Annotated in this window: 24 protein-coding genes and 4 pseudogenes; 4 read left to right on the forward strand and 24 right to left on the reverse strand. The window is 69.2% G+C overall.

Annotation, left to right across the window (positions count from 1 at the left end; genetic code table 11):
* From R6V09_RS14050 to R6V09_RS14060, 3 genes and pseudogenes are all read right to left on the reverse strand, one after another.
* Positions 1 to 210 (reverse strand): annotated as a pseudogene (locus R6V09_RS14050) (DUF5926 family protein); the annotation flags it as partial.
* Positions 211 to 219: 9 nt separating this feature from the next.
* Positions 220 to 849 (reverse strand): hypothetical protein, encoded by a 630-nt coding sequence (locus tag R6V09_RS14055; RefSeq protein WP_317881726.1) that lies wholly within the window; start codon positions 847 to 849, stop codon positions 220 to 222.
* 216 nt (positions 850 to 1,065) lie between these two features.
* Positions 1,066 to 1,236: pseudogene (locus tag R6V09_RS14060) on the reverse strand (DUF5926 family protein); the annotation flags it as partial.
* Between the two features lie 230 nt (positions 1,237 to 1,466).
* On the opposite strand from R6V09_RS14060, the gene R6V09_RS14065 reads away from it, so the two are divergent.
* The 4 genes and pseudogenes from R6V09_RS14065 (at position 1,467) to R6V09_RS14080 (ending at position 3,449) form a co-directional block, all read left to right on the forward strand.
* Positions 1,467 to 1,931: a DUF6082 family protein gene (locus tag R6V09_RS14065; protein WP_317881727.1), complete on the forward strand. Its 465-nt coding sequence runs from the start codon at positions 1,467 to 1,469 to the stop codon at positions 1,929 to 1,931.
* Between the two features lie 8 nt (positions 1,932 to 1,939).
* Positions 1,940 to 2,119, forward strand: a complete 180-nt coding sequence (locus tag R6V09_RS14070) for a DUF6093 family protein (protein WP_317881748.1) — start codon at positions 1,940 to 1,942, stop codon at positions 2,117 to 2,119.
* A 348-nt stretch (positions 2,120 to 2,467) separates the two neighbouring features.
* A pseudogene (locus R6V09_RS14075) lies at positions 2,468 to 3,039 on the forward strand (dihydrofolate reductase family protein).
* The gene (locus R6V09_RS14080; RefSeq protein WP_317881728.1) at positions 3,036 to 3,449 is read left to right on the forward strand and encodes a VOC family protein; all 414 of its coding nucleotides are present in this window, start codon (positions 3,036 to 3,038) and stop codon (positions 3,447 to 3,449) included. The pseudogene R6V09_RS14075 and the gene R6V09_RS14080 overlap by 4 nt, the downstream one beginning before the upstream one ends.
* A 519-nt stretch (positions 3,450 to 3,968) precedes the next feature.
* Here the strand turns inward: R6V09_RS14080 and R6V09_RS14085 are convergent.
* The 21 genes and pseudogenes from R6V09_RS14085 to R6V09_RS14185 form a co-directional block, all read right to left on the reverse strand.
* Positions 3,969 to 5,699 (reverse strand): DUF2637 domain-containing protein, encoded by a 1,731-nt coding sequence (locus tag R6V09_RS14085; protein ID WP_317881729.1) that lies wholly within the window; start codon positions 5,697 to 5,699, stop codon positions 3,969 to 3,971.
* Positions 5,699 to 9,112 carry a LysM peptidoglycan-binding domain-containing protein gene (locus R6V09_RS14090; protein ID WP_317881730.1) on the reverse strand — a complete coding sequence of 1,138 codons (3,414 nt, stop codon included), beginning with the start codon at positions 9,110 to 9,112 and terminating at the stop codon, positions 5,699 to 5,701. Before R6V09_RS14090 ends, R6V09_RS14085 begins: the two co-directional genes overlap by 1 nt.
* Positions 9,113 to 9,565, reverse strand: coding sequence for a pilus assembly protein TadG-related protein (locus R6V09_RS14095; protein ID WP_317881731.1), 453 nt, complete (start codon positions 9,563 to 9,565; stop codon positions 9,113 to 9,115).
* The gene (locus tag R6V09_RS14100; RefSeq protein ID WP_317881732.1) at positions 9,565 to 10,026 is read right to left on the reverse strand and encodes a TadE/TadG family type IV pilus assembly protein; all 462 of its coding nucleotides are present in this window, start codon (positions 10,024 to 10,026) and stop codon (positions 9,565 to 9,567) included. The genes R6V09_RS14095 and R6V09_RS14100 overlap by 1 nt, the downstream gene beginning before the upstream one ends.
* Positions 10,023 to 10,370: a TadE family protein gene (locus R6V09_RS14105; RefSeq protein ID WP_317881733.1), complete on the reverse strand. Its 348-nt coding sequence runs from the start codon at positions 10,368 to 10,370 to the stop codon at positions 10,023 to 10,025. The genes R6V09_RS14100 and R6V09_RS14105 overlap by 4 nt, the downstream gene beginning before the upstream one ends.
* 77 nt (positions 10,371 to 10,447) lie before the next feature.
* Complete coding sequence (locus R6V09_RS14110) at positions 10,448 to 10,651, reverse strand: hypothetical protein (RefSeq protein WP_317881734.1); 204 nt, start codon at positions 10,649 to 10,651, stop codon at positions 10,448 to 10,450.
* 51 nt (positions 10,652 to 10,702) lie between these two features.
* On the reverse strand, positions 10,703 to 11,587 hold the full coding sequence (locus R6V09_RS14115) for a type II secretion system F family protein (protein WP_317881735.1): 885 nt from the start codon (positions 11,585 to 11,587) through the stop codon (positions 10,703 to 10,705).
* Positions 11,584 to 12,525, reverse strand: a complete 942-nt coding sequence (locus R6V09_RS14120) for a type II secretion system F family protein (RefSeq protein ID WP_317881736.1) — start codon at positions 12,523 to 12,525, stop codon at positions 11,584 to 11,586. The genes R6V09_RS14115 and R6V09_RS14120 overlap by 4 nt, the downstream gene beginning before the upstream one ends.
* Positions 12,522 to 14,015, reverse strand: coding sequence for a CpaF family protein (locus R6V09_RS14125; protein ID WP_317881737.1), 1,494 nt, complete (start codon positions 14,013 to 14,015; stop codon positions 12,522 to 12,524). Before R6V09_RS14125 ends, R6V09_RS14120 begins: the two co-directional genes overlap by 4 nt.
* A gap of 3 nt (positions 14,016 to 14,018) precedes the next feature.
* Complete coding sequence (locus R6V09_RS14130; protein WP_317881738.1) at positions 14,019 to 14,828, reverse strand: hypothetical protein; 810 nt, start codon at positions 14,826 to 14,828, stop codon at positions 14,019 to 14,021.
* The gene (locus R6V09_RS14135; protein ID WP_317881749.1) at positions 14,828 to 15,511 is read right to left on the reverse strand and encodes an SAF domain-containing protein; all 684 of its coding nucleotides are present in this window, start codon (positions 15,509 to 15,511) and stop codon (positions 14,828 to 14,830) included. Before R6V09_RS14135 ends, R6V09_RS14130 begins: the two co-directional genes overlap by 1 nt.
* Positions 15,512 to 15,528: 17 nt before the next feature.
* The gene (locus R6V09_RS14140; protein ID WP_317881739.1) at positions 15,529 to 16,437 is read right to left on the reverse strand and encodes an ATP/GTP-binding protein; all 909 of its coding nucleotides are present in this window, start codon (positions 16,435 to 16,437) and stop codon (positions 15,529 to 15,531) included.
* Entirely contained in the window at positions 16,431 to 17,048 is a 618-nt protein-coding gene (locus tag R6V09_RS14145) for a hypothetical protein (protein ID WP_317881740.1), read from the reverse strand. Before R6V09_RS14145 ends, R6V09_RS14140 begins: the two co-directional genes overlap by 7 nt.
* Positions 17,049 to 17,314: 266 nt before the next feature.
* On the reverse strand, positions 17,315 to 17,920 hold the full coding sequence (locus R6V09_RS14150; RefSeq protein ID WP_317881741.1) for an OmpA family protein: 606 nt from the start codon (positions 17,918 to 17,920) through the stop codon (positions 17,315 to 17,317).
* 13 nt (positions 17,921 to 17,933) lie between these two features.
* Positions 17,934 to 18,509 carry a hypothetical protein gene (locus R6V09_RS14155; protein WP_317881742.1) on the reverse strand — a complete coding sequence of 192 codons (576 nt, stop codon included), beginning with the start codon at positions 18,507 to 18,509 and terminating at the stop codon, positions 17,934 to 17,936.
* A 98-nt stretch (positions 18,510 to 18,607) separates the two neighbouring features.
* Positions 18,608 to 18,736, reverse strand: a complete 129-nt coding sequence (locus R6V09_RS14160) for a hypothetical protein (RefSeq protein WP_317881743.1) — start codon at positions 18,734 to 18,736, stop codon at positions 18,608 to 18,610.
* Positions 18,737 to 18,983: 247 nt separating this feature from the next.
* Positions 18,984 to 19,898 carry a replication-relaxation family protein gene (locus R6V09_RS14165; protein WP_317881744.1) on the reverse strand — a complete coding sequence of 305 codons (915 nt, stop codon included), beginning with the start codon at positions 19,896 to 19,898 and terminating at the stop codon, positions 18,984 to 18,986.
* Positions 19,895 to 22,519 (reverse strand): ATP/GTP-binding protein, encoded by a 2,625-nt coding sequence (locus tag R6V09_RS14170; protein WP_317881745.1) that lies wholly within the window; start codon positions 22,517 to 22,519, stop codon positions 19,895 to 19,897. The genes R6V09_RS14165 and R6V09_RS14170 overlap by 4 nt, the downstream gene beginning before the upstream one ends.
* Positions 22,495 to 23,148, reverse strand: coding sequence for a hypothetical protein (locus R6V09_RS14175; protein WP_317881746.1), 654 nt, complete (start codon positions 23,146 to 23,148; stop codon positions 22,495 to 22,497). The genes R6V09_RS14170 and R6V09_RS14175 overlap by 25 nt, the downstream gene beginning before the upstream one ends.
* Positions 23,145 to 24,257, reverse strand: coding sequence for a C40 family peptidase (locus tag R6V09_RS14180; RefSeq protein ID WP_317881747.1), 1,113 nt, complete (start codon positions 24,255 to 24,257; stop codon positions 23,145 to 23,147). The genes R6V09_RS14175 and R6V09_RS14180 overlap by 4 nt, the downstream gene beginning before the upstream one ends.
* A gap of 44 nt (positions 24,258 to 24,301) precedes the next feature.
* Positions 24,302 to 25,014: pseudogene (locus R6V09_RS14185) on the reverse strand (hypothetical protein); the annotation flags it as partial.

The raw sequence follows: 25,014 nt of genomic DNA on the forward strand, positions 1-25,014 counted from the left end.
GTGCACAACTGGCTTCAACGCGCCTTCCGGGTCGAGCAGTTCCTGCAGTCGCGGACCGTCGGCCGGGGCGCGGCGGGCCTGCACCGGAGTGCCCGGTTCCGCGGCCAGCGCGCGCTGGAGGGTGTCGGCGAGGTCGCGGCTGATGTCGCCGGACGCCGTGTCGTTCTGCAGGCCGAGCAGCACCGAGCCGTCGTCGCGGCGCAGGGCCGGTTTCCGGTCTCAGTGAAGGTGGCGAACGGTTCGCTCAACATGGCGAACCTGCGGGCCGGCGCCCTCATTTGCGGCGGGCGCCGCGTGCTGAGCCGCCACCTGCTCCAGCACTGCGTACAGCCTCTGGGCACGCTGGCTGCGCGGGCTGCCGAACGACTCCCGCTCGGCAGTCAGCAGCAGCAGCCAATGCGCGCCGGTCATCCGCATCCGGCTGGCCGCCCGTACCGCGCTCAGCAGACTTCGGTTCTCCCGCGCCGCCAGCGGCCCTTGCACCGGCGACACGAGCTCGCTCGCCGGGCCCCGCAGTTGCTGCCGCAGATGCAGCGGCACCGCCTCCCACGACGGGTTGTCCGCCCCCGGCAGCCATAGGCCCTGGGCGGCCCCGTACTCGGCCAGCGACGTCGCGGCGGGGGCCGGTGGCGCGAGTTCCTGCTCCTGATCCAGCCCAGGTTCGGGTGAGGTGGGTGACTGGTCGCCAGCCGGGGCGTCGGCGGTGCAGGCGTGGTTGGCCGATGGCCCGACGTGCGCGCACCAGGCACAGCGCACCCAGCCCGCCTCCCGGACGGCCGCCTCGACCACCGAGCATTCCGGGCCGAACCCCAGCGAGACCAGATGGCGTGGCAGGCGCAGTTGCTCCACCGCTCGCAGGGCAGCGGCTGCGGTGACGTCGTGGCCCTGAACGAACCACCTGCCCATCTCTGCGCCTTTGCCGCACCCGCAGAAACAGCCTCGTTCTCTCGTCTCCGTCACGTCCCAGGACCCTAGCGTCCAGTAGCCCTCGGATCGGCCGCGCCGCGCGACCTCACCCCTGAGCACTCGCAATGTTGAGCGAAGCGTTCGCCACCTTCACTGAGACCGGACAGCCGGCCAGGCCATGGGCAGCCCCGTGGCGAGCGTGACCGACGGGACGCCCTCAGGGAGGCCGCCCTTCAGCGGCAGCGCGACCGTGGCGGCGGACACCAGCTCGCGCAGCGCCACCCAATCGCCCTCGCCGGGCAGCCCCTCGAAGGGCCGCTGCACCAGCTCGGCTCACGCGGCAGCCTGTCTCGTCTAAGGTCGCTTCTTGGCCATCGTGGGTGTCTCCCGGATACGGCTCGTCTCGTACGGCGCAGCTGTGATGTCTAGCCAGCGGGTGTCCCGTGACAACGAATCTTGAGGGCGTGTCATCGAGGTCTGGGCAACGCCGCCTCCATTGATCGGCTGCCTGCCAGTTGCCACCCTGTTCAGATCGGGCGGCGACTCACGATGGGGGAAACATGTTCAGTCTGCAGGCAAGGTCATCTCGGAACAGTCGGGCACTTGTTGTCGCTTCCAGCGCCCTGTTCGCCTTGGTACTCATCCTCGGGACCCCATTCATTCTGAACGTGCTTGCCCCAGACGATCTGGACTGGGCGCGGCTGAGCAACGTCAGCCAGACCTACGGTGCGCTGTCCGTGCTCTTCTCCGCAGCTGCACTGGCCGGAGTGACGGCCTCGTTGTGGTATCAGGCTCGCCAGACACAGATAGCCCATGAAGCCGCGCGGCGGGATGCTCATCGAGAGCTGATCATCCTGGCGCTCGGCGACCCTTCGCTCCTTCCGTGCTGGGAGCCGCCGCAGACGCCAACGACCGCCACCCGGAGGAAGCAGATCCTGTTCACCAACCTCATCGTCACCAACTGGGAGTCAGACACCTGGAAGGGCAGGCGTACGTCGACGACTCCACGTCGAAGTGCAAGCTGATCACGCCTCTGGACGCCCCGGTGGCTTCACGCGAGGACACGGTGAGTGTCGTCAGTGCGGCCGACCCGGCAGCGATCGGCCGCACGTGGCGGGTGCTCGATGTCGGGCAGACCTCCACTCTGGCCGTGGTCCGCACGACGTTCCTGGATCAGAACACCCAGTCCAGCACGTCGGGCAGCCCTTCGTGAGCACGCCGATCGATACCGAGGCGGAGCGGGAGAAGCTGGAGTCGACGCTGCTGGTGGACACGGTACGGATCACCCGCCCAACGGGAACTCCTCAACTCGACAACTCGACCTTTCGACCGGCCTCCTGGGGTCTGTGCCGGCGGAGTCGGTCTACGAGGGACCGGGAGCTGTCCTGTCCTGTCCGGACATGGCCAGGTCACCGCGCAGCATGTTCTCGGGCGGGAGTGGCTGGACGACACGGTCAGCTGGTATCGGCTCCTCACGTCGATTTCGGCGCCCGTTCCCGTGCGGTACGACCGCGTGGAAGGTGTCGCGGCAGGGGGCGAGCACGCGGCGACAGCGAATCGGGTGTGGCAGGTCCTCGATCCGTCGGACGGCTATGTCGCCGGCCCGGACGATCGACCAGGGCAGGAGCTCGGACGCGACGGTGGACGGCTCTTCAACTGGCTCGACGACCGGGAGTCCGACGGCCCGAGCGGCCAGGTCTACCGCGAGGCGCTGGCGACCGGCACGGTGATCTCCGGCCGTCGGACCTTCGAACGTGCCGGGCGCCGGCAGGGCGCGACCACCACGACGGGGTGCCGATCTTCGTACTCACCCACCATGTGGATGACGGGGATGTGCCGCCCGGCCGCGCACGTTTCGTCACCGATGTCAGGGACTGCGCACGTCAGGATCGCGCAGCCGCAGGGGACCGGCCGGTCATGGTCCATGGGGCGGGGGCGGCTCAAGCACTTCTGCGAGCCGGGCAGGTGGACGAGATGGAGATCCACCTGGTTCCGGTCCTCCTCAGGGACGGTCGACGGCTGTTCGAGTACCTGGGGAGCGATCACATCGAACTCGCCCTCGTCCAACGGCTCGAGGATCGAGACGCTACGCATCTCCGCTACCGGGTGCGTCGACCCAAGGAGGCCGCGTGAAGACGCTCTTTGTCTCCTCCCGGGTCACCGACCTGGACCGCTCGCTCCGTTTCTGCACCGTCTTGGGCTACGCCGAACTGGGCAGGGTCGAAGGCGGCGACGGGGCTCGCCTCGTGATCCTCAAGTTCCCCGACAAACCGGCGGCCTTGCTCGAACTGGTCCACCGCCCCGGCGAGGGGCCGGTCGACGTGGGCAACGGTTTCGATCAACTCGCGATCCAGGTGGAGGGGCTTGCCACGGCCTTGGGGACGCTGGCCGAAGCCGGTCTGACGCCCGACCCCCTTCAGTACCCGGGCGGCCCTCACGGCCCGAAAACGTCGTGGCTCACGGACCCGGACGGCTACCGGATCGAGTTGGTGGAGTGGCCGACCGGACATCCCGATGGCATCACCGCAGCAGACTTTGCCTGAGGCGGCCACGGCCTGCGGAGTGACGAAGCTTCCCCTCAGCGCGACCGCGGCGCAATGCGAGATGACAACCCACCCCATCCACAGGTCTTGACGATTACCCGGGAATGGGGCCTGGACCAGACGGATTTGGTACTCGACTGCTCGCATCGTCTGGGCCGTCCAGCTCCGGAGGTTCCTCCACGCCGACGGTGTTTGAAGGCGGCACACTGCCACAGCAGGCGCGGAAGGCACCGACCTCGTCCTACACGAACTGTGGGCCCTCGCCAGATGCACCCGCATCGCCGACGTACTCCTGACCTCCCTCGCCGTACTTGTCGTCAACTCCTTCCGGCTGGCGGCTGGCTGGCGGCTGACCGAGCCCTCCTCGCTACGATCCCTGGCCCGCTGCGGTGTGGCATCTCCGCTTTCGGTATCTTGCCTGGCCGGTGGGGTGTGCCAGACGCTGCTGCAGAGGGCCGCTGGACACGATCGGGGCGATGTTGCTGCCAACGGCGTTGGGGGTGTGGTGGCTTGCCTGGATCAGAACGTTCTTTGACGGTGGAGGGTTTGCCAGCGGCGCTCGAAGTTGCTGTGGTGCTTTTCGAGGTCGCGTGTGTGGATGGGCTGGTTGTACTGCGCCGTAATGCCGTGCTGTGCAAGGTCCTTGGCGACGCGGTCGGGGGCTGGATGGTCATCGATGGCTCGGTGCTGGGCCCAGATGGTGTAGATCCGGAACTGAAGGAAGTAGCGGGCCAGTGTCTTTGCTCTGAGGGGCTGGTTTTCGCGGTCCAGGATCCCCTGACTGGCGAGATACGCCGACAGCTCGGTCGCGTCTGGCTCTGTCTTGTGCTGTTGCTGGAGGTCCTGCCAGGCCAGGTAGTAGCGGTCGACAGGACTGAGGCTGCTCCGTGGGGGCGCCGTCGTTTGGCCGGGCGTCAACTCGCCGGGCAGAGACGCCGTGTTGGGTTTTCTATCCTGGCCGGAACGTGGAGCCTGCGCATTTCGCGGGGGAGACACGGCGTCTGCGGAGTGACCGGGGTGCAGTGCCTCTGAGGTCATGCGGGCTGGGGGACTGGAGCTGGAAGCCGTTTCATCCGGAGTGGTGTGCAGGGCAGGCGGTTCATTCCGCTCCCGTTTTTGCTCTTCATGCCCGCGTGCGTACTGCTCCAGGCTGTACCAGGGCGGGTAGCCGCCCTGGTAGGCGGCCTCTTGCAGCGTGCCGTTGAACCACGAACTCGCGTCCGGTCCGGATTGCTGGACGTGCTGGAGCTGTTGGGGAGGCGAGTTGTCCTCGTCCTCCGGCCCAGGGTGCGGAACGTGTTCCGGCTGTTCGGGGGGCTCGTTGTTCTCAAGATCGGGGCCAGGAACTTGTTCTCTTCGCAGCGCTGTCGCCTCTGTTCGGGTTGTCTGAGTGACGGACCTGTCCGAGGCGGGGCCGACCGGGGCCGGGCTGTTGGGGGGAATGGCCTCCAACTGTGGCGCGGGTGGCGGGGGTTCGGGTTCGATGCCCGCCGCTGCCAGACCCGAGGGGGCGGTCTCCGCGAGCGGGACGCCGTAGCGGGCCAGCCGCAGGGGCATGAGGGACTCCACCGGGGCCTTGCGGCGCCACGCGCGGCCGAAGCGGGAGTGGAGGCGGGCCTGGTAGACGAGACGATCCTGCTCCAGCTTGATGACCTGCTCGTAGGAGCGCAGCTCCCACAGCTTCATCCGGCGCCAGAGGAGGAACGTCGGGAGGGGGGAGAGCAGCCAGCGGGTGAGGCGGACGCCCTCCATGTGCTTGTCGGCGGTGATGTCGGCGATCCGGCCGATCGCGTGCCGGGCCGCCTCGACGGAGACCACGAACAGGATCGGGATCACCGCGTGCATACCGACACCGAGCGGGTCGGGCCAGGCGGCGGCGCCGTTGAACGCGATCGTCGCGACCGTCAGCAGCCACGCCGTCTGGCGCAGCAGCGGGAAGGGAATCCTGATCCAGGTCAGGAGCAGGTCCAGGGCGAGCAGGACGCAGATACCCGCGTCGATACCGACCGGGAAGACGTACGCGAAGTTACCGAAGCCCTTCTTCAGGGCGAGTTCGCGTACCGCGGCGTACGAACCGGCGAAGCCGATACCGGCGATGACCACCGCACCGGAGACGACCACGCCGATGAGCACCCGCTGGGTACGGCTGAAGGCGGCAGGGGCACGGTGCGGACCACGCCCTGCAGGAGGGCCTGGTGGGGGTTTGTGGACCGGTGACGAGGAGGGCCGTATCGCAGGGGGCGTGGTCATCAGAGCTGCGTCCCGTAGGAGCGCGGTGTGCCCATCAGGTCGTTGATGAGCTGCTCCGTCTCCAATTCCAGTGAGCAGCCCAACGCCCGGTTCACCTGCTGGACACGCGCGATGGCGGTGTGAAGGCCTTGCCGGTTCCCGGCCGAGTGCTCGATCCGGAGCCAGTCCCGGTACAGCAGCTCGGCCGTGTTGTCGACGTCGAGGCCGGTCGCGACGGCCTGGCGGGCCGCGTTGAGATCGTGCTGCGGTCCGGCAGGCGTGCGGTGGGTGGCGATGGTGTGTGCCACGTCGACGATGCGCGTGATCATTTCCTGCTGGTAGGGCTCGGCCCACGGCATGGGCCTGCCGCCGAACGGCCGGCCCCGCACCAGAGTGAGTGCCCGCTCCAGGTCGGGGAGGCCGGACGGTCCCAGCGGCAGCGCGCGTTCAACGAGTTGAAGGAAGCGGGTCCAGTCGCAGCGCACGCCGGGGGCGAGCCGGTAGGGGTCGTCGGCGGCCTTGCGGCGCGGCACGTAGGGATTGCCAGCAGGGTCGTTGCCCAGGGAGCTGCGCAGGCCCTGCATCCGGGCGTTGAGAGTGGCGGGCGACCAGGGGCTGATGGGATCCATGTCGGAGCACAGAACGTCCGCACCGCGTCCGGGCCGGAAGTACAGCAGCGCGGCAAGCTGTGCCATGCGTGGGCCGTGGCCGGTGCGTTCCACGCCGGTCACGTGGATCGGACCCAGTACCCGGATCTCCGGCGCGTGTAGGTCATGGGCTTCGCACTCCTCCGTGGCCTCCGGCTGGGGGACTTCGTCACCGCCGTCCCGGTCGTCAGTCTCCGGGACCTCTGCGGTGGACGGCGTCGCCGTGTCGGCACTCTGGAGGTTGGCCTTGGCTTGTGGCGGCGTCGTGTCAGCGGTGGGTAGCAGTCGGAGTCCGGACGGGTTGGTGGCGGCGAGCAGAGCCGGGAAGATGTCGCTGTCCGCTGACGGCGTGACCGGAGGGCTCGTGGTGGCTTCGTCGGACTCGGGCGTGGCCAGGGGTTCTGTCGGCGTGGTCTGCTGGGGTGTCACGGCGTTGTCGGGCTCGTCCGGTACGTCCTGCCAGGGCCCCTCGGCAGGGTGGGCGCTCTGGGCGGACAACGTCAGTGCGTCGGTGATCTGCTGATAGGCGGCGTGCTCCAGGCGTTGCACGGTGATGTCGGCACCGACGGAGTCGAGAGGCTGCGGTGTGCTGAGCGAGGCGTTGAGGATTTCTGCCTCGGGGAAATGCGGGGCCGCAGTACTCGCTGGCGCGATAAGGGTGACGGGCACCGTTGTGGCCTTGTCGATGACCTCGGCGAACTCCCAGGCTGTGTCCGCGTCGAGTGCCGCTGCGCACAGCAGCAGGTAGGGCTGGTGACTGGTCTCGGGCAGCTGGTGTGCTTCCAGTAGCCGCTCGCTCAGATCGCGCAGCGCGTGTGCGGCTTGGCGCATGTGTGCGATCCGCGCGGTGGGCAGCAGGCCGGGCAGGTCCTCGCCGAACCCGATGGTGACGACCTCGACGTCGCTTGCCCACGGGCTCATCCCGAGTTCCAGGGCGAGGGAGATGCAAACCTCGGTGATGTGGACCGGGTTGCCGTCCAGAAGTATTGCCTGCACGCGGGCAAGGTTGAGCAGAACGAGGTCTCCCGCTTCGGTGCTGCCGATCGTGGCCAGCCCCGGATAAGGCGCCGGCACCTGATGGGCCGTCTCCTCGTCCAGGAGATCCGCGTCGGCGGGCAGGACCCACCAACCGGCCTTCCCGGAAGCGAAAGGCGCCAGCGGCTCCTGGGCGAGGTCCTCGGGCAGCACCTCCACCGCGCGCGCACCGATCCGCGCTGCCCGCAGCGGCGGCAGGGCCGCTTCGTCTCCCTCCTGACCCGCCTGATAGGCCATCGTCCGCAGGGCCACGTCCAGGCGGGCAGCACCTCCGGGCTCGGCGGCCGCCGCCAACTGGGCCTCGGCCGGAGAGGGTTCGGGCGCGATGGCGATCGTCTCGCCGGGTTTACGGCGGCGGCGCTGCAGCGTCCTGCGCAGCGCCAGAGCGCCGGTGACGGCGGCGGCCAGCAGCGCGCCGGCGCCGAGCACGGTACGCAGGTTCAGCGGACTGCTGGCCGGAGTCGGTACTGGTGTCGCGGTCGCTGTGGCGGCGGGAGAGGGGGCAGCGGAGTTCGACGCCTCGGACGACGCTGACGGCGAGGCAGCAGAGGGAGCGGAGCTGGTGCTGGGCGTAGGCGTCGCGGAAGGAGGCTGCTTCTGCCCGGGCTGCTCGGCGGAGCGGCTGCTTGGGATGCTGGACGGTGTGGACTCCGGAGTGGGAGCCGTGGTGGTGCCCGGTGTTGGCGCCTGCTCGTCGCCCGTGTCATCGCTCGGCGTCTGGCTGTCGGGCGTCTGGGTAGCCGGGGGAGTAGTGGTCTCCTGGCCGCCCGCCTTCTCGCCGTCGTCACGGTCGTGTGGTGGTGTGTGCTGGCCGGAGGAGACGTCGGGCACGGTGACTTGCTGTCCTGCGAAGACCACATCCGGGTCGGTGATGGCGGGCAGTCCGTCCGGCTGCGCCTTGCCTCGGCTGGCTTCGTACAGCTGCGGCCACTCGTTGCCGTCTCCGAGCTCCTCCTGGGCGATCTTCGACAGGTAGTCGCCCGCGTGGACCGTGACGGCGTGCTCACTGCCGGCGGCGGGGCTGCCGTCGTCCAACTGCGTACGAAGGCCTACTGCCACGGCTGCGGCATGAGGCATCCTGAGCTGCCAGCCGGGCTGCAGGAAGCTGTTCGCGCGGAAGATTTTGCCCCCCGCCATGGCGCGGCCCTCGTTGAGGGCGGCGATCTCCCGCCACCGCTCGCCGTCGCCGAGTTCCTTCTCGGCGATGCTCCACAGACTCTCCGCCGGCCGCACCTCCCGCACCGTGTACGTCGCGTCCTGCGCGCTGTCGGCGGCCGACGCCGAACGGTCCCCGGTGGCGCTCTCCGCGCGTACCTGACCCGGCAGTTGGACGGCCGTGGCACTGGGGGCGGCCTGCGCGGGGGTGGCCAGTGCCGAGCCGGTGGGCAGCAGCACCAGGATCCCGCCGATCAGGACGGCCGCGGCGCGCTGCGAGGCACCCAGCCCGCGCGGAGCGTGCCAGGAACGGCCGCGCAGTTGCGCGCTCAACTCCCGTACGGCACAGAACGCGAACTGCGCCCAGCCGATCCAGCCCACGGCGACGAGCACCAGCAGGAACGCCCCGCCGGTGTCCTGCCGGTCCAGCAGGTGCGTGAGGTCGTCGCGGCTGGACGCCCACAGGACGGGGGTCACCCAGGCCAGCAGCAGCGGCAGCCCGGCAACCGCGCCGGCCAGGACCAGCAAACTGCCCGCCGCAGTGACGATCCGGGCCGGGAGGGAACGGGCTGCCGCGGGGGAGTGAGGAGTGCGCACTCAGTTTCCTTCCGGTGCGGTGACGCCGTGCAGGAGGGTCGCTTCGCCGTGGCCGGTCACCGCGAGAGAGCCAATCCCGACCACGGGCAGGAACTTCGTGGCATAGGTGTCGGTGACGGTGACGGTGAGCGTCTTGCCGTCCCCGGACACGCTGACCGATCCGGCGGCGCCCGCCGAGCGGAGATAGGCCTGGGCTGCGGCCTGCGCGTCCTGCGGATCGGCCACGATCGCCTTGCCGGTGATGGCCTGCGCCGGATCGATGGCCTGCCCGCCGGCCCGGGCGGCCTCACCGGCGATGTAGTCGGCGCGTTCGGTGGCGCGCATCTTGCTGCCACCGTCGACGGAGATCCCGATGATGCCGATCAACGCGACCACGCACACGGCCACGAATACCGTGACGCCACCCCGGTCGTCCAGCCGACCGCAGTACCTGCCTGCCAGCCACGCGGTCATCAGTCTCCCCGCTGCCGGTATTGATCGACTACTGACGTTGCCGTCGATGTCAGCGTCCGGGCACCGGGCACGCCCTGCAGCAGAAGATCGGACAGGTTGACCGTGCAGCTCACGGTCACAGTGACTGTCCCCACCTGCCCCACGGGCACGTTGAGTCCGCCGGTGTTCACGCTCACGCTGGCGGACGCGCACGTGATGCCCTGATCGTCCAGAGACTCGAGGGCGGCCGCGTGCGCGGTGTCCTGAGCGGCGGCCACGGTGCGGTGAATGGATGCCTCGCGCGCCGCGTCCTCGGCCGCCGAGTCGATTTTCGCACCGGACACGACGAGGCGTCCGCCGGCGATCGCCAGACACAGGAACATGATCAGTGGCGGGAGGACGATGGCGGCCTCGATCGCGACGCTGCCCTCGTCCCGGCCGGCCGCACGCTTCCAACGGGCCCTGACACGCAACGGATTCACCCTCCCACAGTCGTCCAGCGTTCGGCGGGCCCCGACGCCGACTGCGTGATCTTGAGGCCCGACAGGCCCGGGATCATCGACAGAGCCGTACCGGACACCTGGATGCGCACGCGTTGTCCGTCCGTGCTGGCCGAGACGCTGTAGCCGCGCAGGCTGTCCCCCGCACTGCGCGTGAGGACCTCCTGGGCGCGGGCCGTGCCGTCGGCGGGGGAGGCCTGGTAGGCGCGTGCCGTGGTGAGGCCTTCGCGGGCGGCGGTCAGGGCGATCTCGCGTGCGTAGTACCACAGGGAGGCCTGGATGACGGCGATCGTGGTGAGCAGGATGAACGGGAAGACGATGGCCATCTGGATAGAGGAGTCGCCGCGGTCGTCTCTCCAGCGCCGCCCGTTCCACCAGGCCCGGATACGGGCGCCGCTCGGCATCAGATCCCGCTCAGGCTCAGGTTGTATTTCGCGATCACTACGGCGATCGTGCCGGCGATCGCTAGGGCGCCGCTGACGGCGGCGACCCAGATGATGACGGTGGTGATGCTGATGTCGCCACGGTCCGGCTGATGGGAGGCGTCCGCCATGCGCGTGGCCAGCCAGCGGGCGGCACGGTAGGACCGGAATGCGGTGTACTTCATCGTGCGTGCTCCTCCACCAGATTCAGTGAGTTCGACGGTCGGGAAAAGGGTTCAGACGGTGAGCATGCGGATCACCGCAGGGAACGCCATCAGCAGCATGACCAGGACGGCGAGGAGGGCGCCGGGGGCGGTCATCTTTTCGCTGGCGGCGTTGGCCTCGGCGGCCTGGTCTGCAAGGAGTTCGGTGTTCAGGGCGGCGGTGCGGGCCCGCAGGGCCTTGTAGACGGCGGCCCCGTCGGTGGCCGAACCGCGCATGATGTCGGCCACATCCGTCAGGACAGGCAGGTCGTACTCGTCGGCGAGTTCGGACAGCGCCTGATAGGGCGGGATCTTCTCCAGCCGGGCCCGGCGCAACGCTCCCTGCAGATACAGGAACGGCCAGCCCCGCCCGACAGCAGCGGCTTTCTCCAGTGCCTCGGCGGGCCCGGCGTCAGCGGCCCGCTTGAGTGCCACCAGGTCCAGGTAGGCGGACAGAGCGTGCGCGAACTCCTCCCGCGCCCGCTTGGCCTGATCACGTACCGCGAGATCGGGAGTGATGAACAGGAGGGCGGCGATGGCCAGTCCGGCGGCTGCGGGCACGTAGAAGGGCAGCGACACGCCCGCGATGATCCACGGAACGGACACCAGCACGGGGCAGAGCAGGCCGAGCGCGGCCAGCGCCGTCTTCTTCAGCATGAACTGACCCGGCCCCTGCCCGAGCAGAGCAAGGTTCTTGACGGGGATCCGCACGCCAGGCAGGTGCTCCAGGCGGGCCAGCAGCCACCTGCCCCACAGCTCCTCCCGGTCCAGCTCCGACTCGTGCATGCTCAGGCTTGCCGGACCGGTGCGCTTGAGCGCCGCCGCCAACGCGGGCTGGGGCCGCAGCAGTTCACGCACAAGCAGCGCGACGCCAGCACCCACGGTGCCCCCTGCTGCTACGACGGGAAGCAGATTCATGGCGTGACTCCTTCCAGCTCACGTTCCCGGGCCGGTTCTGGAGCGGGTGTGGGCAGGCGGACGGTGCTGCGCGCGTCGGCGATCAGGAATCGGGCGATGTGCCGGAAGGTGCCCAGCGAGCGCATCAGGGCGAGCGTGGAGACGAATCCGGCGGTCAGGAACGCCAACACCAGTTGCCCCAGCAGGGTGTTGTAGGGGCGAGTGAAGGACGGCACGAAGAATCCGGCGACGACGATGCCCAGCGTGATGAGGGTCATCCACCGTACGGTCGTCCTGGACTTGGCCCGGTCGGCCTCGACCCTCCGCTTGCCGGCGACCTCATCGCGGACGGTGGCCGCCAGATCCTCAAGGCCCTGGGCGAGGCCCGGGCCGCGATCGTTGACCGCGAGGATCAGCGCGGCCGCCACCTTGTCGGCGGTGATGTCGTCGAGTTCGTCAGCGAAGGCACGCAGGGCATCTTCCGGACGCCATCCCAAACGCAGCCGGTCGGAGAGGTTGATGATCTGCTCGGCGAGCTCTTCCGGGGCACTCCTGCGGCTGGTGATCATCGCCTGCTCCAGGCCCATGCCCAGCCGCAACAGTCCGGCCAGCCGCTGCGTCCACTCGCTCAGGGCTTCCAGCTGCCCGATGCGTTCCTGAGCGATCTGCGCCGGCGAGACCAGCCACGGCACCCCGACCACGGACGAACCCACCATCGCACCGGCCACGAAATTCCCGGAGACCAACCACACGCCCACGAACATCATCAGCGCCGCGGCGGTCAGCGTGCGCCGTCGCAGCCGGACATCCTCGCCCTGCTCCGTGCCGCCACGCCTCGCCTTCCACCGCTCACGCAGCGGGGCCCGGCGCGGCGCCGAAGTCCCGACCACACCGGCGATGACCCCGATCAGTCCGCCGATGACGGCCATGCCACTGAGCAGCGCACCCAACAGGATCACCGGCTGGCCCCCACCTTCAGCTCCAGTGGCTGCTCCCAGGCTCCGTACTGCAGTTGGAGCAGGCCGGAATCGAAGCCCACGCGGCGCAGGTCGTCGATGCAGCCCGGGTCCATCTGCGGCACCGCACGCAGTTCCCCGAACCCCCTTCCAGGAGCGAAGATCTCGTTGGTCGCCGGGCGCCCGGCCTCGCCGATCCCGGTCACCTCCAGGACGTGGGAGACGTAGCGGTGACGGGAGCCGCCGATCTGCGTCTCGTCCGTCATGTCGACGAACACGATGAAGTCGAGGCCGTTGGCGGTCTGCCGGTAGGCGAGTTGCTCAGAGAGATTGCCCTGGGCGAGTGCGTACAGTTCGGCGATCCGGTCGAAGACGATGTCGGGGCGACGCGCGTGGATGGTGCACAGGTTGCCGCCCGATCCGTTCGTCAGCGCTTGCATCATCGCCACGACTTCGGGGCCGCGGACCTCACCGACCACGATCCGCTCCAGCGACATCCGCAGCGCGGGATGCATCAGGTCCAGCAGGGTGATCTCACCCGCGCCGCGGCCGGTGACGTCCTTCTCCCCGTTGGACTCACGCCCGACCAGGGAGACGACTTGGCGGTGGTAGCCGTTGTTGTGGGCGAACAGTTCGTCCTCGGTCTGGATGGTGGCGAAGCGGCAGTCCGGGTCGAACTCCTTGAGCATCGCCCGCAAAAGTGTGGTCTTCCCCGCCTTCTGCTTCCCCGCGATCATGACGTTCTTCTCCGCGCGCACGCACGCGCCGAGGAACTCCCGCAGGATCAGGTCGATCGTGCCCAGCCGCACCAGGTCGTCGAGGCCTGAGTGGGCGACCCGATGGCGGCGGATGACCGCGTACGTCATCGGGCCGAGTCCGGTGATCGCCTGGAGGCGGGAGCCATCCTGCAGCGAAAGGGCGAGGGTGGGGTTCGCGGTGGAGATGGTGCGCTCGCTGTGCCCGGAACCACGGGCCAACTCCCGCAGCAATTCGAGGAGTTCCTCTTCCGAGTCCGCGATCGGACCGACCATCCGGCGTGAACCGTCGCCGTAGTCCAGCCACACCTCGTTCGGACCCTGGATGATGATGTCCTCGACCCGCTCCTCATCCAGATACGGCTGCAGCCGCCCGGCCCGGTAGAGCAGGTCATAGACGGCACGCCGCAGCGCCCCGTCCTCGTGCGGTGTCATCGCGTGCGCGTCCGACCACAACGCGACCGCCTCGTTGATCCAGTCCAGGCAGCGCTGCTCCTCGCTATCCCGGTCCATGCCCGGGACGGTTTTCAGCAACTCCTCGCGCTGCCGGGCGACTTGGGCCGCGATGTTCCGGGCGGCCTGGTAGTCGACGCTGAGCTGCGGTGCTGCGGCGCCAACCGGGAGCGGACTTGAGGCCGAACCGGCCGGGTTCCCGTTAGCCTGCTGGGGCCACGCCTGTGGAGGGCGGCCGGGTGGGGGAGCCACCGTGGGATCGTTATGCAGAGGTCTCGCCTGCACGGTTCACCTCCCCGCCGCGAAGGCGCGGCGCTGATCAAGTCGGGCGCGGCGCACGGCGGCCCGCTGTACCAGCAGGGCACTGCTCGTGCGGGCGGCCTTTATCAGCGGCGACTTGGTGAAGCGGCGGGGCTGCTCGGCGCCGTCGGACAGCACCCGGGCTTCCTCCGGTGCGTACGGCAGCGTCGCCACCACCGGCACCTGCAGCACCCGCTGCACCTCACCCGCGGGATACGGGCCTTCGTCGATCACCAGCAGGCCGACGTCCCCGACGCGTTCCTCCAGCGCCGTCACCCGGGCCTGGGCCGCCTGCAGACAGCGCAGCGTGTTGCGCACCACCACAAGTACGGCATCTGCCTGCTCGGCCAGCACACCGGAAAGACCGAAGGCCCCACCGCGACCGAGATCGATCAGGACATCGTGACCGTGATCGGTCTCGATGCCGCGAAACATGGTCGCCAGGCCCTTCCACACCGAGCCCAGGCTCGCTGCCTGCGCGGGGTCGGTGATGCCCGGCAGCAGCAGCCGGTCACGCGGCGACTCCCGCTGGCCGTCCTCACCGCTCAGGTCGATCAGCTGCCGCCAGAAGGCGTCGCCGAACTCGCCCCTGCGGGCCGCCACGGACAGGTTGCGCAGCCCGTACCGGTCACCGAGCGTGCCCTGCAACAGCCCGTGCAGCACCGCCCCGCCGTCCGGGTCGCACTCCGCCAGGATCATCTTCCGGCCCGGCTCCAGCGGCCACGACAACAGCAGCGCGAGCGCACTGGTCGTCACCCCCGGTGCGCCGGTGCAGCCGGCCAGCACGATGACGGCCATCAGCTGCCGTCCGGAGCAGCGAGTACCAGGCGCAGCGCGCTCGCCGATACCCACGCGGCGACGGTCGGGCCGTCGGCGGCGGAGGTCGCGACGTCGACGACCACAATCCCGGTACCGGGGGCAGCCTTGGAGGCCTTCACGATCCGACCGGCGATCGTCTCTGGGGTTGTGGATGTCTTGTCCGTGTCTGTTGCGCCCTGTGCGGGCACGTGGACCAGGTCTACTTTCTGGCCGGGCACCAGACTGGTGGCGGGAACCTGTTCGGGCTTGAGCCCGATCGGCACCAGCTGCTCACCGGCTTTCACCAGAGAGTCCTTGGTCACCTGAGACGGCGTCAGCAGCGAGCCGGGCTTCAGCTCCACGGCCGCCCGCTTGCCCACTACCGCCTTCACATCGTCCGCGTGTACGGCCTTTACCGCCGGGTCCAGGGAGATCGAGGCCGTCCCCAGGTCCCGTTCGGTGAGGATCTGGCCGACCTGGACGTCGCGGACCACGGTGACCACTTGGGCACGGTGGCCCACCTGCAGCAGAAGGACGGCAACACCCGCTCCGCCAGCGGCGATCAAAGCCAGGGACAGTGCGATCACTCCTGGCCGACGCCTGCGGGCGGACACCCGTGGGGGAGCCACGGGGCCGGCCACCTGCCCGTGCTGGGGGACTGAGTTTGCGCTGGGTGTTCCCATGCGTTCTTGGGTCTTGCTCAACGCTTGCTCCTTCCGGCGGCGTACCTGACGACCTGGAGTTCACCGATCGCCACCTGCATCTGGGACTGACGGGTTTCGGTGAACTGGCCGGTCTCGCCGGCGCCCCCGACAACCTGCCAGTTGACCGTCCACGTGGCCGTCGCGGTCAGGGCGTACTTGCCTCCGGCCTGAGAGGCAGACGTCAGGCTGTACGTGTGGCCGCAGGTGGGGGACTCCTGCTGGCCGTACGAAGCTGCGTACGGTTTGCCAGGCCCATGACACTCCACAAATGACCCGTCACCCATCTTCCAGCCGAGCTTGGTGACCTTCGCCGTTGCAGTGACCGTCACACCAGCCAGTGACGCTGAGGCCGTGTTGGGTCCGTAGGTGGTGGGGCTCTCGTCGATCCACATCCACATCGGCACGCCGACCAGATACTGTCCGGCCGCGCGCGGACTTGCGATGTTCGGACCGGTCAGCAGCATCCGGTCCACGGCCTCGCGGGCCAACTGATCGGGGTCGACGTTGACTGCAGGGGCTTGGGCTGCCCAGAAGACCTGGGGGACGATCTGCGCTCCTGCGGCGGCCGCGAGAGCGTCGCTCAGGCATACCCGCGTGTAGATCGCTCCGTCGCCGGGCTTGTGGCCGTTCCAGACCGGGTCGCTGGCGGGAGGTTGAGGATCGAGACGCTCCACCGAGCACACCTGGGGCTTGGTGTCCTTGTCCGATCCCTTGCCGGGCTGATCGCCCGACTGGCTTTGGCCGTCCGAGTTTCCCGGCCGCTGCTCGCAGACCGTGACGTAGGAGCTCGCGCCAGCGCAGTCGCCGCCGATAACCGGGTCGTCGTCGGCGCTTGCTGGCGCCGTGGGCACAGTGCAGAGCGCGGCTGCAGCTATCAACGTGGTCACCGTGGAAAGCGTCAGCATGTGCGGGTTCCGTCTGGCGTGAGCTCTGTGATCATCCACTGCTTCCCCCACTCCTCTGCCTTCGCTGTCGTCACGTATCGCAAGGGCTGAGCCGACGGGAATGGCTGCACGGCGCCCGTCTTCTTCTTGATGGTCTTCCAGCCCGAGATGTCCAGACAGTCCTGCACAGTGGCCTTGGGCGTCGCACTGGTGAGCGTCAGTGACGTGACCTTCGCGTCGTGTGTCGGCGCACCCGTGGTAGCGGTGCCAGCCTTCTGCATGACCAGCACGTCGCCCATGGCGCGGCCCAGGGCCTCCTTTGTGGCGTACTTCTTCAGGGCCGTGCCCTTGATATCGGTCTTCGCGTACGCCTTGACCTGCTCACCCCAGAAGGCGCCGTAGGCCTTCAGGACATCGGCCTTGGCTTGAGCCTGCGGATCCGCACTTGCTGAAGCGGTCGTCGGCGTAGATGCGCTACTGGCCGACGGCGAATTCGTGGCGGATGAGTCGGAATTACCGCCACCTCCGCAGGCGGTCAGTACTACCAGGCCACCCGTGATCAGAACGGTGGTTGCGTACCCCCGGATGCGAACGGAGGCGAGCCTTCCCAGGCGCCGTTGTGCACGTGTCACGATGTCTCCCCGTACGAACGCGATGCGTGGAGACCGCAGCACCGGGCTCTGTAGTGTCCATGCCCAGCCTGCGGCCTGGTCGAGCTGTGGTGATGCGTTTGCGTGGCCGCAAGATTACGCATATGCCAGCGAACTTCCCGGTAACCTAATCGAGTTGACTCAATTAACTCGGGTCGCATCGGGTCGCTTTCAGAACTCGTGTCCTGTGTATTCGCTCGTTCTGCCCGCAGACGGTCTGGCGTGCACTGCGTTTGGTGCTTCATTGGTCATCTTCCTGTTGGCTGGAATGAGATCTCGACCCGCCGGTTCTCTCTCCGGCCGGCCTCCGCGGTGTTCGAAGCGATCGGATGCCGTTCGCCGAACCCCCGGGTTTCGAATCTGACCGTTGGCGGGAGCCCGTCGGCCAGGAGGGTCTGCACGGCGCGGGCCCGTTGCGTGGACAGGACGTCGCCGTGGGCGGAGGAGCCGAGATCGTCGGTGAAACCGAAGACGCGGACCTTCGACGACTGCTGCTGGCTGATCTCCCGGGCGATCGCGGCGATGCGGGATTGCGCCGAACTGCTCAGCTGTGCGCTGTCCTTGGCGAAGAGCACCTCTGCCTGGAGCTCGTATGTCACCTCCGCGTTCGTGTCCTGGCGCCGTTCGGAGCCGTCCTGGTCTCCGACCACCTGTCTGATAGCGACAGCGTCCGAACCGATATCGAGAATTCTGGGTGGGGCGAGCGTCGCGCCGCCGCGCAGCGCGAGGCCGGTGCCGCTCCGGTGCGGGCCGGCGGCTGCCTGCTGGATACCGCCTGCGGCCACGTTGAGGGCCGCGCTCAGGAGGGTGAGAGTGAAGAGCGGGACCGTGAAGCGGGATCGGATCCGACGCATGCGGTGCCTCACCTCATCCGGAGATCTTGATGGTCGCGGTGTCGAACAGGGGCAGTTGGAAACCGACCGTGTTTGTCGTCGCGGGCGGCGCGGGGAACTGCATGAAGACGCGGACGCTCTCACCGGCCTTCAGCGTGGACAGGCCGGTCGTGGTGAGGGGGTGGCCGCTCGTGTCGCGCAGCACGTAGTAGCGCTTGTGCCGGCCGAAGTCGGTCACGGTGGCCCCGGCCAGTGACGGTCCGGTCCTGAGGACGTCGAGTTCGTCGCCGCGTAACTCGGCGGGGACGACGGCTGGTTCGGCTCTGTCGTTCTTCAGGTTGCCGCGGACGGTGAGGTAGGCGGCCGGGTCCCGCTCGGCCGAGGTGATCGTCAGCGACAGGCCGTTCTGTCCCTGGAGTTGGGCCAGCGGCTCGCCCGTGCGGACCAGTTGCTCGCGCGGGGTGGACTCGCCGGGCGCTGATGCTGCCGCCGGTACGCCATCGTGCTGGGGGCGGCCGTTCGAGCAGCCGGCGACTCCGAGGCCCAGCCCGGCGGTGATCGTCAGCGCGGTCAGGCGCTTGCCGAGCGCCGCGGTGATCCCTGTGCTCATGGAAGTGAGTCCTTTCCGTGGAGTGGTCATGGGGTGAGCTGGTCGCGATGGCCGGTGCCCGTGCGCCGGGGCGGCTGCTGTTCGGAGGGGGAGTCGGCTCACGGAGTGGGCGAGGATGGCGGCCATACGGTGATTACGTCGCCGTCGAGGGTGACGAGCCGGTCGGGGAACTGGCCGCGCACCAGACACAGATCGTCCAGGTCGAAGTCGCCGCTCCCTTCGACCACGCAGGCGCTCCCGATGTGCGTGACGGCTTGGGTCGAGACAGGCCACGTGCCGACGGCACACACTTCGTTGCTGCGAATCTCACCAGTAGCTTGTGCCATCCGGCATCTCCTAATGTCGGTGTATGTAAGGCCTGTTCAGGCCGACACTCCGATGTGCAGTAGTAAACTATTGGTTCGCGTGAGCAAATATCAAGCGGTTTCTGTGGCAGTGACGAAGCTGCGACATTCGGCCGTGGTGGGTGGGGTGTTACAGCTGGGTCCATGGCCGTGGCTTGCCGCCGGCAAGCGGCACCCAGATGTCACTGGTGGGTCCGTGTTCTTCGAGGTCTTCCAGGATTGCTGCGCCCATGAGGACTTGGCGGGCGAGTGTGGCGACGAGGGGGTGTTCTGCTGTCATGGCTTGCAGGTCGTTGATGCGGTTGCCCAGGACGTACCGGGAGGCCCCGGTCAGTACGAACAGCACTCGGGGGAAGACGGGGTACCAGCGCAGCCACACTGGTCCGGTAGCAGCGGGCTGCCGTGAGCGCGGGCGGTTGATGTGCTGTGGTTCGTAGGTCCACAGGCGTGCGTAGTCGATGAGTTTGGTGGCGAGGCGTTCGCTGCCCATGGTTGTCCGGTCGACTTCGATGAATGCCCGTAGTTTCGTGCGCTCGTCGTCGCTGACGAGGGTGTAGTGCATCACTGCGTCGGCGATGATCCGTTCGCTGTCGCTGAGGGGGTGGGCCACCTCCGGTGTCCAGTCGAGGTGGCCGTGTTCGTCGCCGCGTCGGCGGGCGTCGGTGACGAACGTGAGGTGGCTGCGCAGGACGGTGAGGGTGTGCGGCGTCTTCAGCGAGGCAGCGGTGCCTGAGCTGATCGGGTACGGCGGCCGTCCCCGCAGGGCAGGGAAGTCCCGGGTCAGGCGGGCGCCGTCGCTGGTGAGGTACCAGGCGCGGGACCGGTTGGACTGGGGCAGCACGGTGTAGTCGACCAGGCCCTCGCGGCGCAGTTTGTTCAGTGGCGCGGAGATGGTCTGGTGTGCGGCGCCGGGCCGCAGCAGTTGGTGGAGCTGGTTGGTGGTTGCCATGCGGTGCTGGCCGAGTACGGCCAGGATCTGGTGCGGCAGCGGCTCGACGGGGCTCGGCTTTCGAGCGGCCGGCGTGGTTTCGAAGGCGGGGGTCACTCGTATCGCTTCTTGGTCGGCTGGGTGTTCGGCGAGGTGTGGTGGGCGTGCTGGGCGAGGAAGCCGCGCACGCGGGTGAGCTGGTCTGCGGCCCGGTCCGTGAGTGTCTTGAGCGGCGCGGTGCCGGCCGTGACCCGGGCGGCGTGCTCCAGTGCCGCGGTCTGGTCGGGGCGGGCGTAGTCGGCGAAGACGTCGTCGAGGTGGGGGCCGGTGATCCGGACGGGGCCCACGCGGCGTCCTTCCACGGTGAGCGACATGTAGTGCTCGAACCGGTCCAGGGAGGCGACCAGGTCCGGGCTGGGGCGGTCGCCCCACTCCGCGGTGATGGGTGCGATCGCGGACTGCGAGCCTGCGGTCGACGCGAGGGTGGAGGCGTTTTGTACCAGGGAGAGGCGCACGGGGATGGGCAGGCGGCCCAGCAGCTGGGTCATGCCGTGGACGTGGACCCGGTATTTGCGGAAGTCCTCGAACATGGAGGCGATCGTTTCGGGGGCTGCGCCTGTGAGGGTGATCAGTTCGTCGAAGTAGGGGCGGAACGGAACCCGCTGGTGTTCGGGGGTGTCGCGGCGGGAGCGGACGGCTCGCAGCAGGTCGTGGGCGAGGAGTGCGGTGAGGAGCCGGTCGGTGGGCCCGTTGCCGCCCGGGCAGACCCATACGATCATCCGTGAGTCCATCGCGGCACGGATGTTGTAGACGCCGGCGGGCTGTCCCAGGAACGCGCGGGTCACCGGGTTCGTGGACAGGCGGGCGATCGGGTTGAGGACGACGCCGAAGGCGTCGGTGGGCAGGGCCGGGAAGACGGTCCGCCACCAGGAGCGGGTCTCCTCGTCCAGGCGTCCCCGCATCGCGGTGAGTGCGGTGGCACGGAAGTCCGGGTCGGAGAGCAGCGGCCGTACGTGGAAGATCGTGGCCTGGTCCTCTGGCCGCCCGTCCTGGCAGGCTGCTTCGTTGAGGGCCACCAGTACTGTCAGCGCGGCGGTGAAGATGGTGAGTGCGCGCGGAGCGGTGGCGTCGTCCCAGCCGAGCACGGACGCATAGGCATCTGCGGTCGCCTCGACGACCTCGTGGGCCACCTGCCCCTGGTGCATTCCGATCGGGTTCCAGCAACTGAGCTGCGGAGAAGGCCCGTTGGCGTTGAGGTCGATCAGCGCGATCCGCTGCATGAGGTGGTCGTGGGCGAGGAAGGGCAGGGCCCGTGGCCAGGAGTCGCGGTGGGGGTCGATGAACATCAGCCCGCCGCCGGCGTGCGCCCAGCCGATCGCCTGGGTGAGCGCGCGTTCGGTTTTGCCGCCGCCTGCCTTACCGACCCCGACCTCGAACAGTGTCTCCTTCGCGTAGGTGGCGACGAGGCGTCGGCGGCCGTCGGGTCCGCGGTAGATGCCCTGCAGCAGCAGGTCGGGATTCTTGTGCTCGAACGTCGGCAGGTCTGCGGCGAGGAGCGGCAGGCGGCAGTGGATCGTGGGTGGTTTGAGCAGGCCGGTCAGTTCCTCCAGCCGGACCCAGTTGGGACGGGGTGGCTGGCACTGTCCCAGGTTCCAGCGGCGTTCGAAGCTATGCCTAGTGGGCCAGTGGTCGGCGCCGATCCGCCACGGTCCTGTTCTCCAGCCGCGCATTGCCCAGCGCGAGCCGCCGCCGAACACGTCGAGGGCGGCCTGGAGTTGAGCGAGGCGGGCTTCGGCGCGTCCTTCCAGGTTGGAGGCGCACATCACGAGGAGCTGCACGCGCACGAGGTGGTCGTCCTCGGCGAGTTTGCCCAGCGCCTCCTGTGGGTCCACTCGGCGGGGGACCGGCGGCATGATCAGTCGGCGCCCGTTCCCGCCCTGTTTTCCGGCCACCAGCTGCTGCAACTGCCAGGACAGCGAGTCGTCGATGCCGCTGGCGTCCTGGCGCATCCACCGGGCGGCCCGCGAGGCCTCCCGCCGCTCCGCGCGCCGCGCGTCCGTCATGAGCTGGAGACGACGGGCTCGCAGCGCCCACTTCGGGGCGCGCTGGATGTTGAGCCGGATCTCGGCCAGGTCACCCAGCTCGGTGCGGAGGTCGCAGACGGCGTCGATCAGCGGCTGGAGCGGGTCGGGGGCGAGGGGGACTTCCCGCAAGGGCGCGGTCGGTTTGCCGCGCAGGATGAACTCCGCCCGCACTACGTAGTCGCGGCGTTTGTCGGTCAGGGGGCGGACCCGGTTCACGGTCACGGCGGGCCCGAACGGTGTGATGGTCAGGAGACGTTCGCCGCCCGCGGGGCCCTCGATCCGGTACCGCAACGGGCTGGAGCCATCTGCCCGCAGCCGGATCTGCACGGTCTTCGACCGGCGCGGTGCCCACCACGGCATGCTCGTGGAGGCCCGGGCGAGCTGGACACCGCGGCGGAAGATTTCTTCGAAGCCGGGGTCGAAGTGCCGTGAGGGCACGAGCTCCAATGCCATCCGCTCGGCCGAGGCCGTGCGCGCCAGGCGGCGTACCACCATCTCGCTCGCCGTCCAGACGACGACAGTGGCTGTGGCCACCACCCACCAGTAGGTGATCAGCCAGCCGGCGGCGTGAACGATGCCGACCATGAGGCCGGGGATCTGACCGGATGCCGTCTGGTCTGTCTGGCCGGTCAGGTGCGGGGCTGCGGAGTCCATGTCGCTGTTCCCTTCGTGAGGGTGCGGGTGAAGTGCCAGTCGGTGATGCGGAGGTCGGTGAAGGTGCCGCCGCGGTCGGTGCCGGCCCACACCAGATGGACCACCGCTTTGTTGGGGCTGTGGTCGCGGCGGGCGATCGCGGCCTGGATACGGAAACGGGCGGTGGCGAACGCCGGGGCCACCGTTCCACCTGAGTCGGGGAAGACCGTGGGCCACTTCGTGCGGCCGATGCCGGTGGCGTCGGCGCGCAGCAGTGCGCGGCCGGCGGTGAGCAACTCCCGCTCGTCGGAGGCCGGAAGATCGGCGGGCCACGCTGCGACCAGGTTCCGCTGGACGGCTTTGTCGCCGGCCGCTCCCTCGCCGTGCGGTGGCAGCGCGGACTCGACGGCCGGCGGTGTCGCTGCCGAAGGAGCCACAGGGGCAGCCGTGCCGGCAGCCGGCCTGCCGGTGGGCGATGCACCGGTCGCCGGCGGAACCGACGGCAGAATCGTGGTCGCGTGCACGGTCGGCGCCACAGCCGGGGCCGACGGTTCCTGACCGTGCGGCACGCCTAGCAGGGCGGCGCTGGCGATGGTGAGGATGGTGGTGCTCAGTACCAGCAGGCGCGGTGATCGGACAGTGGTGGTCACAGGAGCCGTGCTCCTCCCGCGTAGCCGGACATCGCCTCGACGGCGTCCAGGCGTACGACGGTGCCCGGGCGGGGGGCGTTGACCATCTGTCCGCTGCCCAGGTAGATCCCGACGTGATAGATCGTGGAATCGCGTCCGGGTGCGGTGGCGAAGAAGACGAGGTCACCGGGCTTGAGGACGAGCGGGCCGAGGCCTGCGGGGATCCGCTGGCCCACGCCGGCCTGGGCGGCCGCGACGCGCGGCAGGCTGATGCCGGTTCTCGCGTACGCGTACTGGGTCAGCCCCGAGCAGTCGAAGCCCTTGACGCTCGCGCCGCTCTTGCCGCTCGGCGAGCAACAGGTGCCGTACGACTTACCGTTCGTACCGCCGCCGCCCCAGGAGTAGGGGACACCCCGCTGGGAGAGCGCGGCCTCGATGACGGTGCGGATCCTGCCCGTGACGTTCTTCAGGTCCGGGTCCTTGGAGGCCGCCGTGTACTGGCCGATCCACCCGAGCACGTTGGCGACGTATGCGTCGGAGTGGTTGTACTGCAGGATCGCGGACTTCAGCTGCGAACGCTGGGTCAGGTTGCGTCCGTTGCCGCACAGGTAGACGGCGGCGCCGAGGGCGGCGTCGTCGGCGTTGTGCGGGTCGGCGGTTTTGTCGCCGTTGCCGTCCTTCCCGGTCGACTTCCAGGTGGAGGGCAGGAACTGGAACGGCCCGACGGCGCGCTCCCCGTTCGCGGTGCCGTCCCATGTGCCGCCGTCGGTGTCCGCGACGGCGGTGGTGTTGCCGCCGGCACCGGAGCCGTTGAGGAGAACCCCGTAGATCTTGGGGGTGATGTCGCCGCCTGGGGCGATGTTGTGGCCGATGGCGTGATTGGACTCGACCTTGGCGATCCCGGCGAGGATGGGCCAGCGTATGCCCTGGCACTTCGGCACGTACTGGCCGACCTGCGGGACGGCCTTCTTGTAGGCGGTGAGCATGCGCGCCGGGATGTCTGCGGCGCTGCCGCCCTCGGCGATCCCGCCGTCGTCGCTTACTCCCGTCTTCAGCGCCGTGTAGGCGCCGATCGCGCCCGACACCGGGACGCCGCAGCACACGGCGGCGAACATCAGCAGTGCGACCACGCATGCCCACCGCCTGATCCGTTTCGTACGGCGCCCGGGCCGGCTCACTCGTCCTCACCGTCCTCGTTCCGCCGGCGAGCCCGCTCCCGTCGCAAGCGTTCCGCGTCGGGCGCGGTGCGCCGCATCAGCTCCTGCATCCGCGCTCTCGCCTCGTCTCGCGTCTGGCTACGCGCGCTCCCGCCGCCGGGAAGAACGGCCCCGCCGGGATTGGACCGGGGCGTGGGTGTAGGACTGCCCAGGCGCGGAGGCGGTGCCGTCGGCCGAGGCGGTGTCGTCGGGCGGGGCGGGGCAGTTGGACGGGGCGGCGTGGTCGGGCGGGGCGGGAAGGAGGGGCGGGTCGGGGCCGGTGATGTGCGGGTGGGTGGCGTGGGATGGTTGGTGGATGAGCCGTTGCTGGTGGCGCTGTTCCTCCGGATGACTCGCGATACGTGCCGTCGGGTGTCGCCCCAGGCCCGGGCGTCCTCGCGCCCGGTGTTGGCCCACACCTGGACTTGCTGGCGGGCGTCCTGTGCGTAGCGGGAGCCGCTCTGCCGGGCGCGGCGGATGTTGGCGGGCAGGCCGACCGTTGCCCCGTGGGCGGCCTTGCCGCCCCGGTGGAGGATGCGGTAGCCGCGCAGGCGCACCAGCCGGTTGTGGGCGCGCGTCGAGAGCAGGGTGCGGTCGGAGTTCTGGTCGTGCAGGACCTGGCCGGTGGTGCGGTCGACGATCTGGCCCTGGTCGTTGCGGTACCGGTCGGGCGGCCCGCCGGGCCTGCGCG

Origin of the sequence: Streptomyces sp. W16, from assembly GCF_033194735.1 — a bacterium.
Lineage (GTDB): Bacteria > Actinomycetota > Actinomycetes > Streptomycetales > Streptomycetaceae > Streptomyces.